Consider the following 16,355-nt stretch of genomic DNA (forward strand, 5'->3'; position numbering starts at 1 on the left):
ATTGTAATTAACTCTAGAATTGACTACACTAGAGAAGGAATATGTACTATAAAACACTCATATGAGACAGGATGGAAAGGATGTACAGCATGACCGAAAAAATCGATCAACTGGCAATAACGACAATCCGAACATTATCAATCGATGCAATTGAAAAAGCGAATTCTGGTCACCCGGGATTACCGATGGGTGCAGCACCGATGGCTTACACACTATGGACGCAACATTTACACCATAATCCATCAAACCCTCAATGGTTCAATCGTGACCGTTTTGTACTTTCAGCAGGACACGGCTCGATGTTACTCTACAGCTTGTTGCATCTAAGCGGTTACGGCTTGACTATTGAGGACATAAAGAATTTCAGACAATGGGATTCCAAGACCCCTGGACATCCAGAGTATGGACATACAGTAGGAGTTGAAGCAACGACAGGGCCGCTTGGACAAGGAATTGGTATGTCTGTAGGTATGGCAATGGCTGAAAAACATCTTGCAGCAACATATAACAAACCCGGTTTCGATATTGTCGATCACTACACATATGCACTGTGCGGAGATGGAGATTTGATGGAAGGTGTAGCAGCAGAGGCAATTTCCATGGCTGGCCACCTTCAATTAAATAAACTAATCGTGCTATATGACAGTAACGACATCTCTTTAGATGGCGATTTGGATATGTCATTCTCTGAAAACATTAGAAAGCGCTTTGAATCATATGGCTGGAACTATGCCCGTGTTGAAGATGGAAATGATACAAGATCCGTTTCTGATGCAATTGAAAAAGCAAAAGGCAATACAGGCGGACCGACAATCATTGAAGTGAAAACTGTGATCGGCTATGGTTCACCAAACAAGTCTGGTAAAGCAGATGCACACGGTGCACCATTAGGTGAAGATGAAATGGCACTTACGAAAGAGTATTATAAGTGGACATTCGAAGAGGACTTCCACGTTCCTGAAGAAGTCTATGACCGTTTTAATTCGGCAACGGACAAACTTGGTGTTCAATCAGAGCAACAATGGAATGATTTGTTCGCAAGCTATGAAAATGAACATAAAGAATTGGCTGCACAGTTTAAACAAGCAATTGCAAATGAACTTCCTGGCGATTTAAAAGAACAAATGCCGGTTTATGAAGCAGGTGCTTCTGTAGCGACTCGTTCAGCATCTGGTGAGTCAATCAATGCGTTAGCGAATGCAGTTCCAGCTTTATTCGGCGGTAGTGCGGACCTTGCGGGTTCAAACAAGACGACGATCAAGAACGCGGGCGATTTCACTGCTGATGACTATGCTGGACGTAATATATGGTTTGGTGTACGTGAATTCGCAATGGGGACTGCTCTAAACGGCATGTCTCTTCACGGTGGAGTGAAAGTATTTGGTGGGACTTTCTTCGTGTTTAGTGACTATGTACGTCCTGCTATTCGATTGTCTGCATTAATGGGCCTACCTGTAACATATGTCTTCACACATGATAGCGTAGCGGTCGGAGAAGACGGACCTACACATGAACCTGTTGAGCAATTGGCTTCTTTACGTGCAATGCCTGGATTGTCTATCATCCGTCCAGCTGATGGAAACGAAACATCAGCAGCATGGCATATAGCTGCCACTTCAAAAGACACGCCAACTGTCTTAGTATTGTCTAGACAAAATCTTGAAGTATTGCCTAAATCACAAGAACTTGCGATGGAATATGTACCAAAAGGTGCTTATGTCGTATCACCTGCTACTAAAGAACAAGCGGACGGTTTACTGCTTGCAAGTGGCTCGGAAGTAAGTCTAGCGGTTGAAGCACAGAAAGCTCTAAAAGAGCATGATATCGACGTCAGTGTCGTCTCAATGCCTTCATGGGACCTATTTGAGAAGCAGGATCAAGCGTATAAAGATTCTGTTCTTCCAAAGAACATTAAGAAGAGAGTAGCGATTGAGATGGGAGCTTCACTTGGGTGGCATAAATACTCAGGTGATGAAGGAACTGTCATGGCAATTGATACTTTCGGTGCAAGTGCTCCAGGCGAGTTAGTCATTGAAAAGTATGGCTTTACTGTAGAAAATGTTGTAAAAGAAATGACAAATCTATTAAATAAATAAGTATACACAACGCACGGCTCTTATTATTAAAGAGCCGTGTATTTTTTTGCGCAGCTTTACGACAATAATAGTGATGAAGTTTTCCGCAAACTGACACGATTTACTTAGGACAAGTTCTATGATAGATAGTAGGAGGTGTTCGTTATGAGGAAGTATGAAATTTTTAAAATCAAGTCAGCGTATCAATCCTTCATAATGGGGCGTGAACGTTTATTATTTGAGATGCTAACAGTAGGCCCTTCTACAAGCTATCAAGAAATTGAATATTTATGTGATCGGTTGAATCAAAGGGAACTGGATAGCATCATTCAGAATACCTTAAGGAAAAATTTTGATGAACTGGATTCATATCATAATGAATATCGATTGACACACTTAATCAAGGGAGAGGTCTTCATCAAAATGGGTACACACAGTATAGAAGTGTACTGCCAAGGTTCAAGAATGTTAGACTTAGATTTATTTGTAGCACTATCATCTTCTACAGATCGTTTTTTTGCAGTCATGAATGAACAGGAAGAATGTGGGTGGCTCAAACCACTTAAACACTCTGAACGCATGATTCTAGAAAATACAATGATGTAAAAACTTCCGCACAATTTGCGTACAGTCATTGCTATTCACTGCTGCTATGTTGTATAATCCTTCTTGGTAGTATGTAATCGAACTATTTTTATGAGGGAGGTTTGGCAGTAATGACTTTATGGATAGCAATTTTATTGATCGTCGTCGCTTTGATCGGCGGAGTAGCACTCGGCTTTTTCATAGCACGTAAATATATGATGAATTATTTGAAGGAAAATCCGCCAATTAATGAACAAATGTTACGTATGATGATGATGCAAATGGGACAGAAACCTTCTCAAAAGAAAATTAATCAAATGATGGCTCAGATGAACAAAGTTCAAGATAAGCCTGCTAAAAAAAAATAAGTAAAACTCCGTGATCAGCAAATTTGCTAACACGGAGCTTTTTTATTTTTTACTGTCTAATATTGTCATTAATATAAACGGAATCGATTTAAAAACCTATGAACCGTTTGTAGATATTCATCGGGATTATCATTGTAAGATTTGGCATGTGCCCCTTTTGTGAAAAGCTTCATCATTTTATCGCCTTCTTTTAATTCGTATAACTCTTCCGTCATATGAGGCAAAATGAAAGTATCTTCCATACTGTGTATGAATAATACGGGTTTATCGATAAACTTCATCACTTCGCGGGGAGACACAGCTGCAGAAGTATAGCCATCACGTATCTTTAAAAATAAATTGGCGATTCGCAAGCTCATGGAAGTCTTAAATGGCATCTCTGTACGAATGATATGCAATAGTTGCTCTGAGAAATCCGAAAATGGACAATCTGATATATAGAAATCTGCTTCATCCTCATACGTACCTGCGTATAACAGCGTAGTGGCAGCACCCATAGATTCTCCGTGAATGCCAATCAAAGCGCGCTTACCTACACGTTTACGAACAGCTGTCACGATTTCTTTCAAATCCATTTTTTCATAAAATCCAAAACTCGTTGTTTTTCCACCCGAATCACCATGCCGCCGATGGTCAAAAATAACGGAATTAAATCCTAAGCGTTCAAACAAACGTGCATATTTGATGGAATTTACTTTGTTTTCCGTTACACCATGGCAAATAACAACCGTTCGCGTTGTATCTAAAGGTCGCAAGAAAATTGCACGTAAGTTATAGCCGTTAGGTGATGGAATCCAAATATCATCTTTTCTTACAGTTTCAAACCACTGATGATCAAAACGTTTAGCAATCATCTCGCGCTGCAAAATAAATTCAGAGTCCTTTATTTTTAAATACATCAGTCGATTCGTGACAAGAATCCCGAAAATTGTTAAAAACGCTGTAATAATACTTGATGCAATACCGACAATATACATTACTCTACGTTTCACCAAAATCCTCCCTTCTATTTTCTATTGTCTTTTATATAAGTTATACATTGCGGTATCGATAGGACGTGACAAATAAGGTGCAACTTCATCTACTGAAGCACATATTTTATCCATATCAACCCCTGTTTCTATCCCGACAGACTGCAATAGATATAACACATCTTCCGTTGCAACATTGCCTGTAGCACCAGGCGCAAAAGGACAGCCACCAAGACCACCTGCAGAAGTATCGAATCGATCAACCCCTGCTTGTAAAGAGGCATAAATATTAGCCAATCCTAATTTACGCGTATCATGGAAATGTGCTGTAATCAAAATATTTGGGAACTTTGTCTTTAGTGTTTTAAATAAAGTAAAACTTCCCAAAGGGTTTGCCATACCGTCAGTGTCGGTCACACTTAATTCATCTACACCCATATCGACAAATTTTTCGCAAAGGGCCAGAGTTTGTTCAGGTGGAATAACTCCTTCATACGGACAGTGAAATGCTGTGGAGATACAGGCTCTAACAAAGTGATGATCTATTTTGAGCTGATTGACAATAGGTCGTAGCGTCTCCACGCTTCCCGCAGTGGAGCGATTAATATTATGTCGATTGAATGTGTCACTTACACCCACAAAGACCGCCACACTATCTGCGCCAGCTTTTAAGGCATTCTCAACACCATGTGCGTTCGGTGTGAGGACAAGTTGCCTGCCTGTTTTACATACCCGGTCCATAATTTCTTTAGAATCAGACATTTGCGGAACCCACTTAGCCGATACGAAAGAAGTCACTTCCATTTCTTGTATGCCGGCTTGCTGTAAAGAATGTATAAAAGCTAATTTTTGATCAGTAGGAATACTGTTTTTTTCATTTTGTAAACCATCGCGCGGTCCAACCTCGATTAACGTCACGTTTTTTGGTAAACTATACATAAACATCCCCCTCCATCTATTGTACGTAATGTAAGCGAGTAAGGGCAATGTAAAACCCTTGACAATTAACTGGATAATAACAATGAAATGCAAATTATTTATTAAATAGAAAGTAGTGAAAATATGTCAAAAAAACAACGAAAAGCATCAACTAACCAAAAGAGCAATACAGTAGATGATTCTGCAACTTCACTTTCGGATCTAATGAGCGATGATGTGTTAGCTAAATTAAAAGGAATGAAACAAGAAATGAAGGCGGAAGAAGAAATAAAATTGGAACAGGAAAAAGAAAAGCGTATTCAAGAGCGAAAAGAACGTGAAAAAAATAAAAGTTTTGAAGAATTACTAGATGAGTATGGGTATGATGGAACAAAGTATTAAGAAGACTATATAAATAGGTGTGGGGTTACGTATACTAATTAAGTAAGTGCTTTATTAAAAGACCTTTTATAAAGGAGAGGAATTAATGAAGTTTTTGTATATTATGTATCGTGAGAAGCTAAATATTCAAAACGAACTTACATCCCAAAATAATTTAAAACGTGTTCATTTAGCACCCATTGAGCATCCAATTGTTCATTGGGTGCAAAGGAATCTAGAAACGATTCAAATACTGGATTCTGTTATATATTATGATCTATCAAAAGAAAAGGTAGAGAATTTTTATAGTACTTTATTAGATGCACATGCAGAAAAATCCAAGACCTCTCCAAGACCTTGGAAATACTTGCCCATCCCAACAGAAGAACAGTATATTTATCCAATTGCGCACTATGAAAAAGAATATGGTATCACGTATTACGAATCTTTATACAAGTACATAACGGTTTTTGGGGTCATATTAAATATCTTTGACTTTCAAGATAAACAATTAATTGTATTTATTCAATAGAAATGAAGAACGTGTTCAGGAGGATATAAAATGAAAAAGCTCGATGTTAAACTTTATGAGTATTTACTAGGAAAACTCCCTGAAATTACTACTTCCTGGCTAGCGATGAGAAAAGTGGAAAAAGATTCAATTTATTCGCTTAGTGCCCATCCTGAAATGGAAGAAACACTTCGGGAACAAAATAAATTCACGAATTTGACAGTCATTAGTAGTTTGCTTGATGATCCTGAAATCTTTGAAAAAAATAAAATAGAATGGGCAGCCGTTGTCGCTCTAAGTAGAGTGAACAGCAATACACCCATAGAAGAAGTAATAAAGGCTTTGAGTAAGCTTCGTATAACTTACTGGCGCTTAATAAAGAAATTTCAGTTAGTGAATGCAGATGAGATTAAACTCGAAGATTATATGCGGTGGAGTGAAACGCTTAATAATGCATTTGATCAGATTTATATCAGTTTTGCAGAAACCTATAATGAATATATCAATAGCAAGTTCGATGTTCAACAAAGTTTGATTAATGAATTGAGCTCACCAGTCATCAAAATTACCGATAAAATTGGAGTAGTACCGCTAATTGGAGAAATGGATGAACTGCGAGCACGCATTTTGTTGGAAAGTATTCCCGAAAAAAGTTTAGAGGCTGACATTGAACATTTATTCATTGATTTATCGGGAGTGACCGTAATTGATACACTGGTAGCCCAACAAATTTTTCAGGTGACAAAAGTGTTATCTTTATTAGGAACAAAATGCACGATCACAGGTATCTTGCCAGCAATTGCTCAAGCTTCGACAGAGCTTGGTTTAGATTTCACGAATATCCAAACATTTAGTTCCTTGCAATTAGCATTCACGAAAGAATTTCTAATTATGGAACAGTAAAAACCAAGTCACTTATGAGGTGACTTGGTTTTTATGATTTATTTACATTTTTCTTGGAAATCGAGCATGAATTTCTGCAAGGCCTGACATGCTTCAACTGGTACTGCATTGTAAGCTGAGGCACGACATCCGCCTACGGAACGGTGGCCGTTCAGCCCGACGAATCCTGCCTCTTTGGCTTCTTGTAAGAATTGTTTTTCCAATTCTTCATCTGCTACACGGAACGTGATGTTCATCAATGAACGACTGCCTTTTTCAGCATGTCCTGTATAGAAACCATTGCTGTTGTCAATCACGTCATAGATTAAGTTCGCTTTTTCTTCATTGCGCTTTGCGATCTTTTCCAAGCCGCCTTGTTGTTGCATCCAACCAAGAACTTCACCCAACATATAAATACCGAAAGACGGTGGTGTGTTATATAAAGAGTTACTTGACGAATGTGTACTATATTTCAAAATAGCCGGAATTCCGCTATTCGCATGTTCCAACAAGTCTTTGCGAATAATTGCAACTGTAACACCTGAAGGCCCAAGGTTTTTTTGTGCGCCAGCATAGATCATTCCGAATTTACTTACATCGATTGGTCTTGACAGAATATCACTTGACATATCCGCGATCAACGGAACATTTTCAGTGGAAGGGAAATCGTGGAATTGTGTGCCGAAAATTGTGTTATTTGATGTAATATGCACGTATGCATCCGTTTCCTCAAATGTAATTTCTTCGGAAGATGGGACGCGATTATAATTCACATCTTTTGTAGAAGCTGCTTCGTATACTTCACCGATTGCTTTTGCTTCTTTAATTGCTTTGTCTGACCATGCGCCTGACATGATATAGCTCGCTTTTTTACCTTCTGCTAAGAAGTTCATCGGTACCATTGCAAATTGTAAACTGGCTCCACCTTGCAAGAATAGTACTTCATAGTTTTCAGGAATTGCGAATAACGAACGCAAACGTTCAATTGCTTGATTATGTACTTGTTCATAAGTAGCACTGCGGTGACTCATTTCCATAATAGACATTCCTGATTCTTTGAAATCTACTAGTTCAGATTGTGCTTTTTCTAGAACTTCGCGTGGAAGAGCGGATGGCCCTGCGTTAAAATTATAGACAGACTTTTGATTACTCAACAAAATCACTCCTTCATTAGTTTACAAACCTAAAGTAAAGTATATAGGAAAAACTCTACATGGGGAATAGCTATCTGCCAATTCGCAATAAATCGCTCAACCAATAAGATGTTCGTCTTGTTTGTTTCGTTAAGAAAATGGGTAAATTGTAATCAAGCAGTATGTACATAATTATGTAAAGATCAGCTCAGATAAAGTCGAAACGAGGGAGATAGTATGAAAACAGATGGACGCAGAAAAAGTTCAAATGTAGAGGATCAAAGAGGGAGGAGTGGTAGAGGCGGAGGTGCGATCGCATTAGGCGGTGGTGGTCTTGGAATTGTCGGTATTATATTATTTCTCATTTTAGGTGGAAATCCAACTGATTTATTAGATAATAGTTCAGCAGTACCCGATCAGCCGTACGTGGAAACCGAACAAGACAAAGAATTGGCGGATTTTGTTTCGGTTGTGCTCGCGGATACAGAAGATATTTGGTCCGAGTTATTTGCTCAACAAGGAATTCAGTATGAGAATCCTACACTAGTTCTTTATTCAGGACAAGTGAATACAGCCTGTGGATACGGAAGTGCTGCTGCAGGGCCATTTTATTGTCCGGGCGATCAAAAATTGTATATTGACTTAGCATTTTATAATGAGTTAAAGAGTACATTTAAAGCACCCGGTGATTTTGCTATGGCCTATGTAGTAGCGCACGAAGTAGGACACCATGTGCAGACGCTACTTGGTATTTCGGATCAAGTGATGCCGTTACGTCAAAAAATGAGTGAAGAGGAATTTAATAAATATTTAGTGAGATTTGAGTTGCAGGCAGATTATTTTGCAGGAGTATGGGCACATCACGCGAAAGGACGGGGCTACTTGGAGCAAGGAGATTTGCAAGAAGCGATTACTGCCGCGGGTGCGGTTGGTGACGACACGATCCAAAAACGTGCAAGAGGGTATGTTGTTCCAGAGAGTTTCACACACGGTACAGCAAAACAACGAATTTATTGGTTTGAACATGGCTTTGAATTAGGTACGATTGATGGTGGAGACACATTTAAGCAAACCGAAAAATAAAGGTCGCGAACATCATTTTGTTTTTAAAATGACGTTCGCGATCTTTTATTTTGTTGCGGCTATAGCAGGTTCTGCTGGAATAATTTCTTCTTTTTCATTGCGTAGTCTTTTAATGTCCACACGAATGAGTAAGGAAATTACTAGAGCGACTGCGAATAAGCCAGCGAAGAACAGTAAGCTGCTTTCATAACTACCTGTAGTATCTTTCATCCAAGCGGCAAACATCGGCCCTGCCACACCAGCAGCAGACCAAGCTGTCAAAATGTAGCCGTGGATAGCCCCAAGTTGTCTCGTTCCAAAAATATCACCAATATACGCTGGTATAGAAGCGAAACCTCCTCCATAGCATGTATAGATTACGGCTAGTATGACTTGGAAAATAATTGCGTTTGTAGTGAACGGTAAAACAGCGAACAGAATAAGCTGAACGACGAAGAAGGTGGTATACGTATTCGGGCGCCCGATATAATCCGAAATCGCAGCCCAGCCAAGTCTTCCGGCCCCGTTAAAGATACCTAGTACACCAACTAGTGCAGCTGCTTGAATAGTCGTCATACCAATACTGTCAATCGCCATAGGTTTGGCGGCAGATAGAATCGCAATACCGCACGTGACGTTAATAAAGAGCATTAGCCATAAATAATAAAAACGTTTCGTTTTGACTGCTTGATTTGCTGTTAATTGAGCAAGATCTTCTTTAACATCAGTTTTACCTGAACGAACTTTTTCAATAAATCCAGGCGGTGCCCACCCTTCTTCCGGCTTTTCTAGATAAAGAGAAGAAAGCAACATGATAAGGAAATACGATACACCAAGAATATAAAAAGTGTTTTGTAATCCTACGTTGACGATCAAGTATTCCATGATTGGACTACTGATAGCTGCCGCGAATCCAAAGCCCATGATAGCCAGTCCCGTAGCCAGACCTCTGCGGTCAGGGAACCATTTGACGAGTGTAGAAACAGGTGCAATATATCCTACACCTAAGCCAATTCCACCGAGCATACCGTAAAAGACATACAGCATAGGTAATGAAGACATTCCTACTGCGAGTCCGGAACCCGTCACTCCCACTCCGAAGAACACAGCCGCAAGTAATCCTGCTTTTCTTGGACCGTATTTTTCTACAAAATGACCTAAAAAAGCAGCTGATAAACCAAGAAATAAAATGGCTATACTAAACGTCAGCTGTACTTGGCTTGTGGTCCATCCAAACTCTTCAATGAGTGGATTAGTGAAATTACTCCAGGCATAAACAGATCCGATGGAAATGTGGATACCTACTGCAGATAACGCGATCAGCCATCTGTTCTTCGTTTTTTTCATTCGTAGCCCTCCTTTTTAACCAAACCCTTTCACAGCTCTAATTCCAGTAATTAACCCCATGACTAGTCGGTATCGTAAATGGATAGTTGACACATCACTAAGCCATAAAGTGGCAAGAAAAGGAATGTAATTATGCAATTACTGGAATGCAACATAGGATTAAGGAGTATAGTATTATCAATTCACAGAATTGTCAATATTATTTTTTCCTGTAGTCGGAAAAAGAGTAGTGTCACCCATAACGATTCTTTCAGGATGTGTGTACACGTTAAAAGATCCTCCGCGTATGAAACCGACCGTCGTTATTCCTAAATCGTCTGCTAAGCTCAAAGCTAATTCAGTAGGTGCAGATTTTGATAATACAATTTCACAACCGATCTTAGCGACTTTAAGCAAAATTTCGGAGGAGATCCGTCCGCTAAATACAATGATCTTATCTCGCACAGAAATATTGTTTTTCAAACAGTGACCATAAATTTTATCTAATGCATTATGACGGCCGATATCCATTCGAGATAATAGCAATTGATTAGGCGCGCATAAAGCAGCATTGTGAACGCCACCAGTATGTCGGAACATTTCTGCCTGATCTTCCATTTGATTCATCAAGCAAAATATTTGTACGGGTGTCAGTTCAACAGAAATACTATCCATCTTTTTCGCTGTCAGTGCATCGTTTGCAAAGATAAATCCTTGTCTGCTCATGCCGCAACAAGATGTGATATACCGCTTATTTTGCAATTGTTCAAAGAAAGGATAGGCTTTGTCAGTATCGACGTAAATGAAGCCATTTTCCAGATCAAGTCGAATGTCTTTGATTTGTTCCCACTTCGGTACGATTCCTTCTGAAGCCAAGAATCCTACTGTCATATCCTCGATATATTCTGGTGTACATACAATCGTCGCAAATTCTTTATTGTTTAGTTTAATTGTGATTGCATATTCAACTGCGACCGGATCTTCTTTTTCAAAGGCTGTCCCATCCTGATATCGAATAATGGAACGTTGGTGTTGCTGTTTCATAATTCTTCCTCCCTTTTAGTCAATCGGTCGATCGAATAAAAATACTGAAACCGCAATATCATCATCGATTTTAAAATCGCTGAATAAATGCAGAAACTTCGCATCGACTAATTGTTCCAACCCTTCCGGCGGCTCTTTTGCATAGACTGCCTGAATCATGCTAGTTCGTGCGCGATGTACCATTTCTTTTCCCTCTGGTGTTCTTGCTATGAACTTTTCTGTCGGAGTCAAATTGCCATAGAGTGTAGAGACCACCATATTATCAATAAATAGTGTATGAATTCGTTCGGGACCTTTGCCAAATAAGTCTTTTCGTAATTTACGGATGATATCATTAAATTCATGAATTTTCTTCATAGGACACTTCCTTTAATTATTTACAGAATAGTCTAATTATTTAAGAATAGGCATTGTATTATACGCTTTATTACTTTATACTAAATACATAACAGATGAAAATCTAGTATGTGATTGCTAGGAGTTCATCCACCTACATGTAATAGTAAGTATGGATTGGTTCTTTAGCAAGTCCTGTTAAGAAGCTATTCCACCATAAAAAAATACCGTCATGACGGTTTTTTTATGGTGGATTTTTTATTTGAGAAGGAGGACGCCTGTATGTCAATTTCAATTAATGATAAGATTTTTAACTTCGAACCAGGGTCGACACTCATTCAAATCATCAATGCAAATAAGATTGAGCACCCACAAATATGTTATTTGCCAGAAGTCGATCCGATACAGACATGTGATACATGTATTGTCGAAGTAAATGGTGAATTAACACGTGCTTGTTCAACACAAGCTGTCGACGGCATGGATGTAAAATTAGCGTCCCCGCGTGCAAAGGAAGCACAAACGGAAGCAATGGATCGAATTTTAGAAAATCATTTACTATATTGTACCGTTTGTGATAACAATAACGGAAACTGTAAAGTACATAATACCGTGGCACTTATGGAAGTGGAAGAACAAAAATATCCATACGAGCCGAAATGTTCAAAAGATGCGGTGGATTTCACTCATCCGTTCTATCGTTACGATCCGAATCAATGTATAGCTTGCGGTCAGTGCGTGGAAGTGTGTCAAAACTTACAAGTTAATGAAACTCTTTCAATCGACTGGGAACGTGATCGTCCAATTGTTCTATGGGATGGCGGAGCGAAGATTAATGATTCATCTTGTGTAGGCTGTGGCCATTGTATTACGGTTTGTCCATGTAATGCCCTGATGGAAAAAACGATGCTGGGTGAAGCTGGATTTATGACGAATATGAGTGACGAGCTGATGGAGCCTATGGTTGATTTGATCAAGGATGTAGAACCAGGTTACAGCAGTATCATGGCAATATCCGATGTAGAATCCGCGATGAGAGAATCCACAATCGATAAAACGAAAACTGTCTGCACATTTTGTGGAGTAGGTTGTTCATTCGAAGTATGGACAAAAGATCGTACCATATTAAAAATTCAACCGGTTTCCGATGCACCTGTCAACCAGATTTCTACTTGTGTCAAAGGGAAATTTGGTTGGGACTTTGTGAATAGTGAAGAACGAATCACAACGCCTCTTATTCGTAAAGGTGACGACTTTGTTGAAGCATCATGGGAAGAAGCGTTGGATTTAGTTGCGAAAAATCTAGGTCAAATCCGTGACGAGCATGGCAAAGACGGAATTGGCGTCATCTCTTCGTCAAAAATCACGAATGAAGAGAACTATGTCATTCAAAAATTTGCTCGACAAGTATTTGGTACAAATAACGTAGATAATTGTTCTCGTTACTGCCAGTCTCCCGCGACAGACGGATTATTCCGTACGGTAGGAATGGGTGGCGACGCTGGAACGATTAAAGATATTGCCGAAGCAGGCTTGGTCATCATTGTAGGTGCAAATCCTGCAGAAGGTCATCCAGTTCTTGCGACACGTGTAAAGCGCGCACATAAGCTACACGGTCAAAAGTTAATTGTAGCTGACCTCAGAAAGCATGAAATGGCTGAACGCGCAGATATCTTTATGACACCTCAGCAAGGAACGGACCAAGTATGGCTAATGGCGGTGACAAAATACTTAATCGACCGAGGCTGGCATGATCAGCAGTTCATTGACGAAAATGTTCTTCACTTTGATGATTTTAATGAAGTATTAAATCGCTATACACTTGAATATGCAGAAAAAGTAACAGGTGTTTCAAAAGAAGTGCTGATTCAAACAGCTGAAATGATCCGTGATGCAGATGGTACATGTATCTTATGGGGAATGGGTGTTACGCAAAATACAGGTGGTTCCGATACATCAGCGGCAATTTCCAATCTGTTGCTAGCATCAGGAAATTACCGTCGTCCAGGCGCAGGTGCTTATCCATTACGCGGGCATAACAACGTACAAGGTGCCTGTGACATGGGAAGTTTGCCTGGTTGGCTGCCTGGCTATCAGCACATTACAGACGACGCAGCACGAGAGAAATTTGAACGTGCTTATGGTGTAGAGATAGAAGGTAAACCGGGTCTTGATAATATTCAAATGCTTCATTCGATTGATGAAGGTGTTATGAAGGGGATGTACATTGTAGGGGAAGATATGGCACTGGTGGATTCCAATGCAAACTATGTTCATGACGTACTGTCAAAGCTCGACTTCCTTGTTGTACAAGATATCTTCTTCTCACGCACAGCACAATACGCAGACGTCATTTTACCTGCAGTGCCATCACTTGAAAAAGACGGTACATTCACAAATACGGAGCGCCGAGTACAACGACTTTATAAAGCGTTGCCGAATAAAGGTAACTCCCGCCAAGATTGGTGGATCATTCAAGAAGTTGCCAATCGATTAGGCGCTAACTGGAATTACACACATCCAGGTGACATATTCGCTGAGATGACAAGTTTAAGTCCTATGTTCGGAGAAGCTTCTTACGAGATGTTGGAAGGTTGGGGTAGTTTCCTTTGGGGAAGTCTAGAAGGGAAAAATACACCACTTCTGTATACAGATGGATTTAACTTCCCAGACAAGAAAGCACGCTTTGCATTATCGGATTGGGTTGAACCAGTAAAGTTCCCTGATGAATTTGATCTTCATATCAACAATGGCCGTATGCTTGAACATTTCCATGAAGGAAATATGACGAATAAATCTGAAGGTATCCAAGAAAAAGTTCCCAATATATTTGTAGAGATTTCACCTGAGTTGGCAAAAGAACGTGGTGTAGTCACAGGTACTTATGTAAGACTCATTTCTCCATATGGAGCATTAAAACTACCTGCACTGGTAACAGATAGAGTACGGAAAAATGAATTATTTTTACCAATGAATTCAGTTGATAAGCAAACTGCTATCAACTTCCTGACAGGACCTGCTACTGATGAACGAACGAATACACCCGCTTACAAGCAGACGAAGGTTCGCATGGAAGTGCTCGAGAAGCAAGGAGATAATCCACTACCTAGGAGCAACCACCGAGACAAGAAACGCCACCCTCAAAATGGTGTAGAAGTAGAGCGTAAATGGAATCGACCAGGATATGTCCAATTAACAGATCAATAATTAGTGAGGTGAATATCAATGGCGGCACCGATAACTTCTATTAAAAGAACAGAACGATCCGAACTGGAAATTCAGCAGGATAAGTTGGCTGAACTACAGAAACAAATTGCTGAACAGGAAGAGTCTTTGCAAAAAATCATGGAGATCACAGGTGAATTGCATAAGATTGGCGCGTTAGACGCATTACAAGCAATGCTTCATTCAAAAGAAAAGATTACCGGCATAGCGTTAGGTCAAGTATCAAGAGAACCTGTTACCAATCTGCTCAATAATTTAATGGCAGGAGCTGGAATTCTAACCGCATTAGACCCAGCAACGATTCAGCAGCTCTCAAAAAGTGTTCAAACAGGATTATCTGAAGCGGAGCAAGGGAATGAAGAAGGGCAGAAAACAGGCCTTCTTCAACTGATGAAATCCATTAATGATCCTGATATCAATCGTGCGTTAACATTCGGTATGAACTTCCTGAAAGGGATGGGGAGAGGTTTAGAAAAACCCGCGGAGTAAGATTTTTGCGAAAAACGTCACTTTGCTTCATACTGTATGAGAAGAGTTCACACGTTCCCTAGCCTTACTGGCTGGGGAACTTATTCATGAAGAAACATTATTTGTAGGAGATGAAAACATGTCGGCCCAAAGTAAAATCGCAACACATCTAGAAGAACAATCTACAGCACAGAGAAACATCGGAAGACTACTTGTGAAATGCTCGGATAAACCGGGAATCGTATCGGCAGTTTCAACATTTTTGCTGCAATATGAAGCAAATATCGTTGAATCTAGCCAATACTCAACTGATCCAGAAGGTGGCATGTTCTATTTACGTATCGCATTCCATTTAGACAACCTATTGGATAAAAAAGAAGAAATGGAACAAGATTTTAATGACATTGCGGAACAATATGAAATGGACTATCACTTTTCCTACGCAGTAGAACTAAAACGTACGGCGATCTTTGTTTCCAAAGAACCGTATTGCTTAATGGAATTGCTATGGGAGTGGCAGAATGGTGATTTAAATACTGACATCGTTGTGGTTATCAGTAACCATGAAGATGCCCGCGGAATGGTCGAAGCACTCGGTATTCCTTTCCACTACATTCCGGCGAACAAAGATATTCGCCAAGAAGTGGAGAAGCAGCAGGTGAAGTTAATGGAAGAATACGATGTGGATGTACTTGTGTTGGCACGGTATATGCAAATACTGACACCTGAATTCGTCAGTCACTTCCCGAATCAAATCATTAATATTCATCATTCATTCTTACCGGCCTTCATCGGTGCGCGTCCTTACGAAAGAGCATTTGGACGCGGTGTTAAATTGATTGGTGCAACGTCACACTATGTAACGAACGATTTGGATGAAGGTCCGATCATTGAACAGGACATCGAGCGCGTGGATCACCGTGACGATATTGTTCAATTGAAGAAGATTGGTCGCACTATCGAACGACGTGTTCTTGCACGTGCAGTGAAGTGGCATCTTGAGGATCGAGTTATTGTAGAGAATAATAAAACCATTGTCTTCCAATAAGAGACACGAAACCGCCACCCGA

General features: G+C 39.8%; 16 protein-coding genes. 10 read left to right on the forward strand and 6 right to left on the reverse strand.

Annotated elements, in window-relative coordinates:
• Nucleotides 1-89: 89 nt before the first annotated feature.
• The 3 genes from tkt (at nt 90) to CSV74_RS02040 (ending at nt 3,028) form a co-directional block, all read left to right on the forward strand.
• Nucleotides 90-2,096 (forward strand): transketolase, encoded by a 2,007-nt coding sequence (tkt, locus tag CSV74_RS02030; RefSeq protein WP_099690383.1) that lies wholly within the window; start codon nt 90-92, stop codon nt 2,094-2,096.
• A gap of 144 nt (nt 2,097-2,240) precedes the next feature.
• Entirely contained in the window at nt 2,241-2,681 is a 441-nt protein-coding gene (gene sirA / locus CSV74_RS02035) for a sporulation inhibitor of replication protein SirA (RefSeq protein ID WP_029053124.1), read from the forward strand.
• 110 nt (nt 2,682-2,791) lie between these two features.
• Nucleotides 2,792-3,028, forward strand: coding sequence for a YneF family protein (locus tag CSV74_RS02040; protein ID WP_083035511.1), 237 nt, complete (start codon nt 2,792-2,794; stop codon nt 3,026-3,028).
• A gap of 68 nt (nt 3,029-3,096) precedes the next feature.
• Here the strand turns inward: CSV74_RS02040 and CSV74_RS02045 are convergent, their stop codons facing one another.
• Together CSV74_RS02045 and CSV74_RS02050 are read right to left on the reverse strand one after the other, a co-directional pair.
• Nucleotides 3,097-4,020, reverse strand: a complete 924-nt coding sequence (locus CSV74_RS02045; protein ID WP_029053122.1) for an alpha/beta hydrolase — start codon at nt 4,018-4,020, stop codon at nt 3,097-3,099.
• Nucleotides 4,021-4,041: 21 nt separating this feature from the next.
• The gene (locus tag CSV74_RS02050) at nt 4,042-4,938 is read right to left on the reverse strand and encodes a hydroxymethylglutaryl-CoA lyase (RefSeq protein WP_099690384.1); all 897 of its coding nucleotides are present in this window, start codon (nt 4,936-4,938) and stop codon (nt 4,042-4,044) included.
• Nucleotides 4,939-5,061: 123 nt separating this feature from the next.
• Here CSV74_RS02050 and CSV74_RS02055 point away from each other — a divergent pair, with 123 nt between their 5' ends.
• The 3 genes from CSV74_RS02055 to CSV74_RS02065 all read left to right on the forward strand — a co-directional run bounded on the left by CSV74_RS02055 (nt 5,062) and on the right by CSV74_RS02065 (nt 6,712).
• Nucleotides 5,062-5,319, forward strand: coding sequence for a YqkE family protein (locus CSV74_RS02055; RefSeq protein ID WP_029053120.1), 258 nt, complete (start codon nt 5,062-5,064; stop codon nt 5,317-5,319).
• 85 nt (nt 5,320-5,404) lie between these two features.
• On the forward strand, nt 5,405-5,830 hold the full coding sequence (locus CSV74_RS02060) for a hypothetical protein (protein ID WP_099690385.1): 426 nt from the start codon (nt 5,405-5,407) through the stop codon (nt 5,828-5,830).
• Nucleotides 5,831-5,860: 30 nt separating this feature from the next.
• Nucleotides 5,861-6,712: an STAS domain-containing protein gene (locus tag CSV74_RS02065; protein ID WP_099690386.1), complete on the forward strand. Its 852-nt coding sequence runs from the start codon at nt 5,861-5,863 to the stop codon at nt 6,710-6,712.
• A 38-nt stretch (nt 6,713-6,750) separates the two neighbouring features.
• Here the strand turns inward: CSV74_RS02065 and serC are convergent, their stop codons facing one another.
• Nucleotides 6,751-7,845: a 3-phosphoserine/phosphohydroxythreonine transaminase gene (gene serC / locus CSV74_RS02070; RefSeq protein WP_199170299.1), complete on the reverse strand. Its 1,095-nt coding sequence runs from the start codon at nt 7,843-7,845 to the stop codon at nt 6,751-6,753.
• A 216-nt stretch (nt 7,846-8,061) separates the two neighbouring features.
• On the opposite strand from serC, the gene ypfJ reads away from it, so the two are divergent.
• Nucleotides 8,062-8,907 carry a KPN_02809 family neutral zinc metallopeptidase gene (gene ypfJ / locus CSV74_RS02075; protein ID WP_099690388.1) on the forward strand — a complete coding sequence of 282 codons (846 nt, stop codon included), beginning with the start codon at nt 8,062-8,064 and terminating at the stop codon, nt 8,905-8,907.
• 45 nt (nt 8,908-8,952) lie between these two features.
• Here the strand turns inward: ypfJ and CSV74_RS02080 are convergent, their stop codons facing one another.
• The 3 genes from CSV74_RS02080 to CSV74_RS02090 all read right to left on the reverse strand — a co-directional run bounded on the left by CSV74_RS02080 (nt 8,953) and on the right by CSV74_RS02090 (nt 11,613).
• A complete protein-coding gene (locus tag CSV74_RS02080; protein WP_029053115.1) occupies nt 8,953-10,233 on the reverse strand; it encodes an L-lactate MFS transporter in 1,281 nt (426 codons plus the stop codon).
• A gap of 177 nt (nt 10,234-10,410) precedes the next feature.
• The gene (gene fdhD / locus CSV74_RS02085) at nt 10,411-11,256 is read right to left on the reverse strand and encodes a formate dehydrogenase accessory sulfurtransferase FdhD (RefSeq protein ID WP_099690389.1); all 846 of its coding nucleotides are present in this window, start codon (nt 11,254-11,256) and stop codon (nt 10,411-10,413) included.
• Between the two features lie 15 nt (nt 11,257-11,271).
• Complete coding sequence (locus CSV74_RS02090; RefSeq protein WP_099690390.1) at nt 11,272-11,613, reverse strand: Na-translocating system protein MpsC family protein; 342 nt, start codon at nt 11,611-11,613, stop codon at nt 11,272-11,274.
• Nucleotides 11,614-11,874: 261 nt separating this feature from the next.
• Between CSV74_RS02090 and fdhF the strand changes: the two genes are divergently transcribed.
• From fdhF to purU, 3 genes are all read left to right on the forward strand, one after another.
• Complete coding sequence (gene fdhF, locus CSV74_RS02095; protein WP_099690391.1) at nt 11,875-14,799, forward strand: formate dehydrogenase subunit alpha; 2,925 nt, start codon at nt 11,875-11,877, stop codon at nt 14,797-14,799.
• 18 nt (nt 14,800-14,817) lie between these two features.
• The gene (locus CSV74_RS02100; protein WP_029053112.1) at nt 14,818-15,306 is read left to right on the forward strand and encodes a helical membrane plugin domain-containing protein; all 489 of its coding nucleotides are present in this window, start codon (nt 14,818-14,820) and stop codon (nt 15,304-15,306) included.
• A 118-nt stretch (nt 15,307-15,424) separates the two neighbouring features.
• A complete protein-coding gene (purU, locus tag CSV74_RS02105; RefSeq protein ID WP_099690393.1) occupies nt 15,425-16,333 on the forward strand; it encodes a formyltetrahydrofolate deformylase in 909 nt (302 codons plus the stop codon).
• Nucleotides 16,334-16,355: the final 22 nt, after the last annotated feature.

The sequence above is a fragment of the Sporosarcina sp. P19 genome, from assembly GCF_002743165.1.
GTDB lineage: Bacteria > Bacillota > Bacilli > Bacillales_A > Planococcaceae > Sporosarcina > Sporosarcina ureae.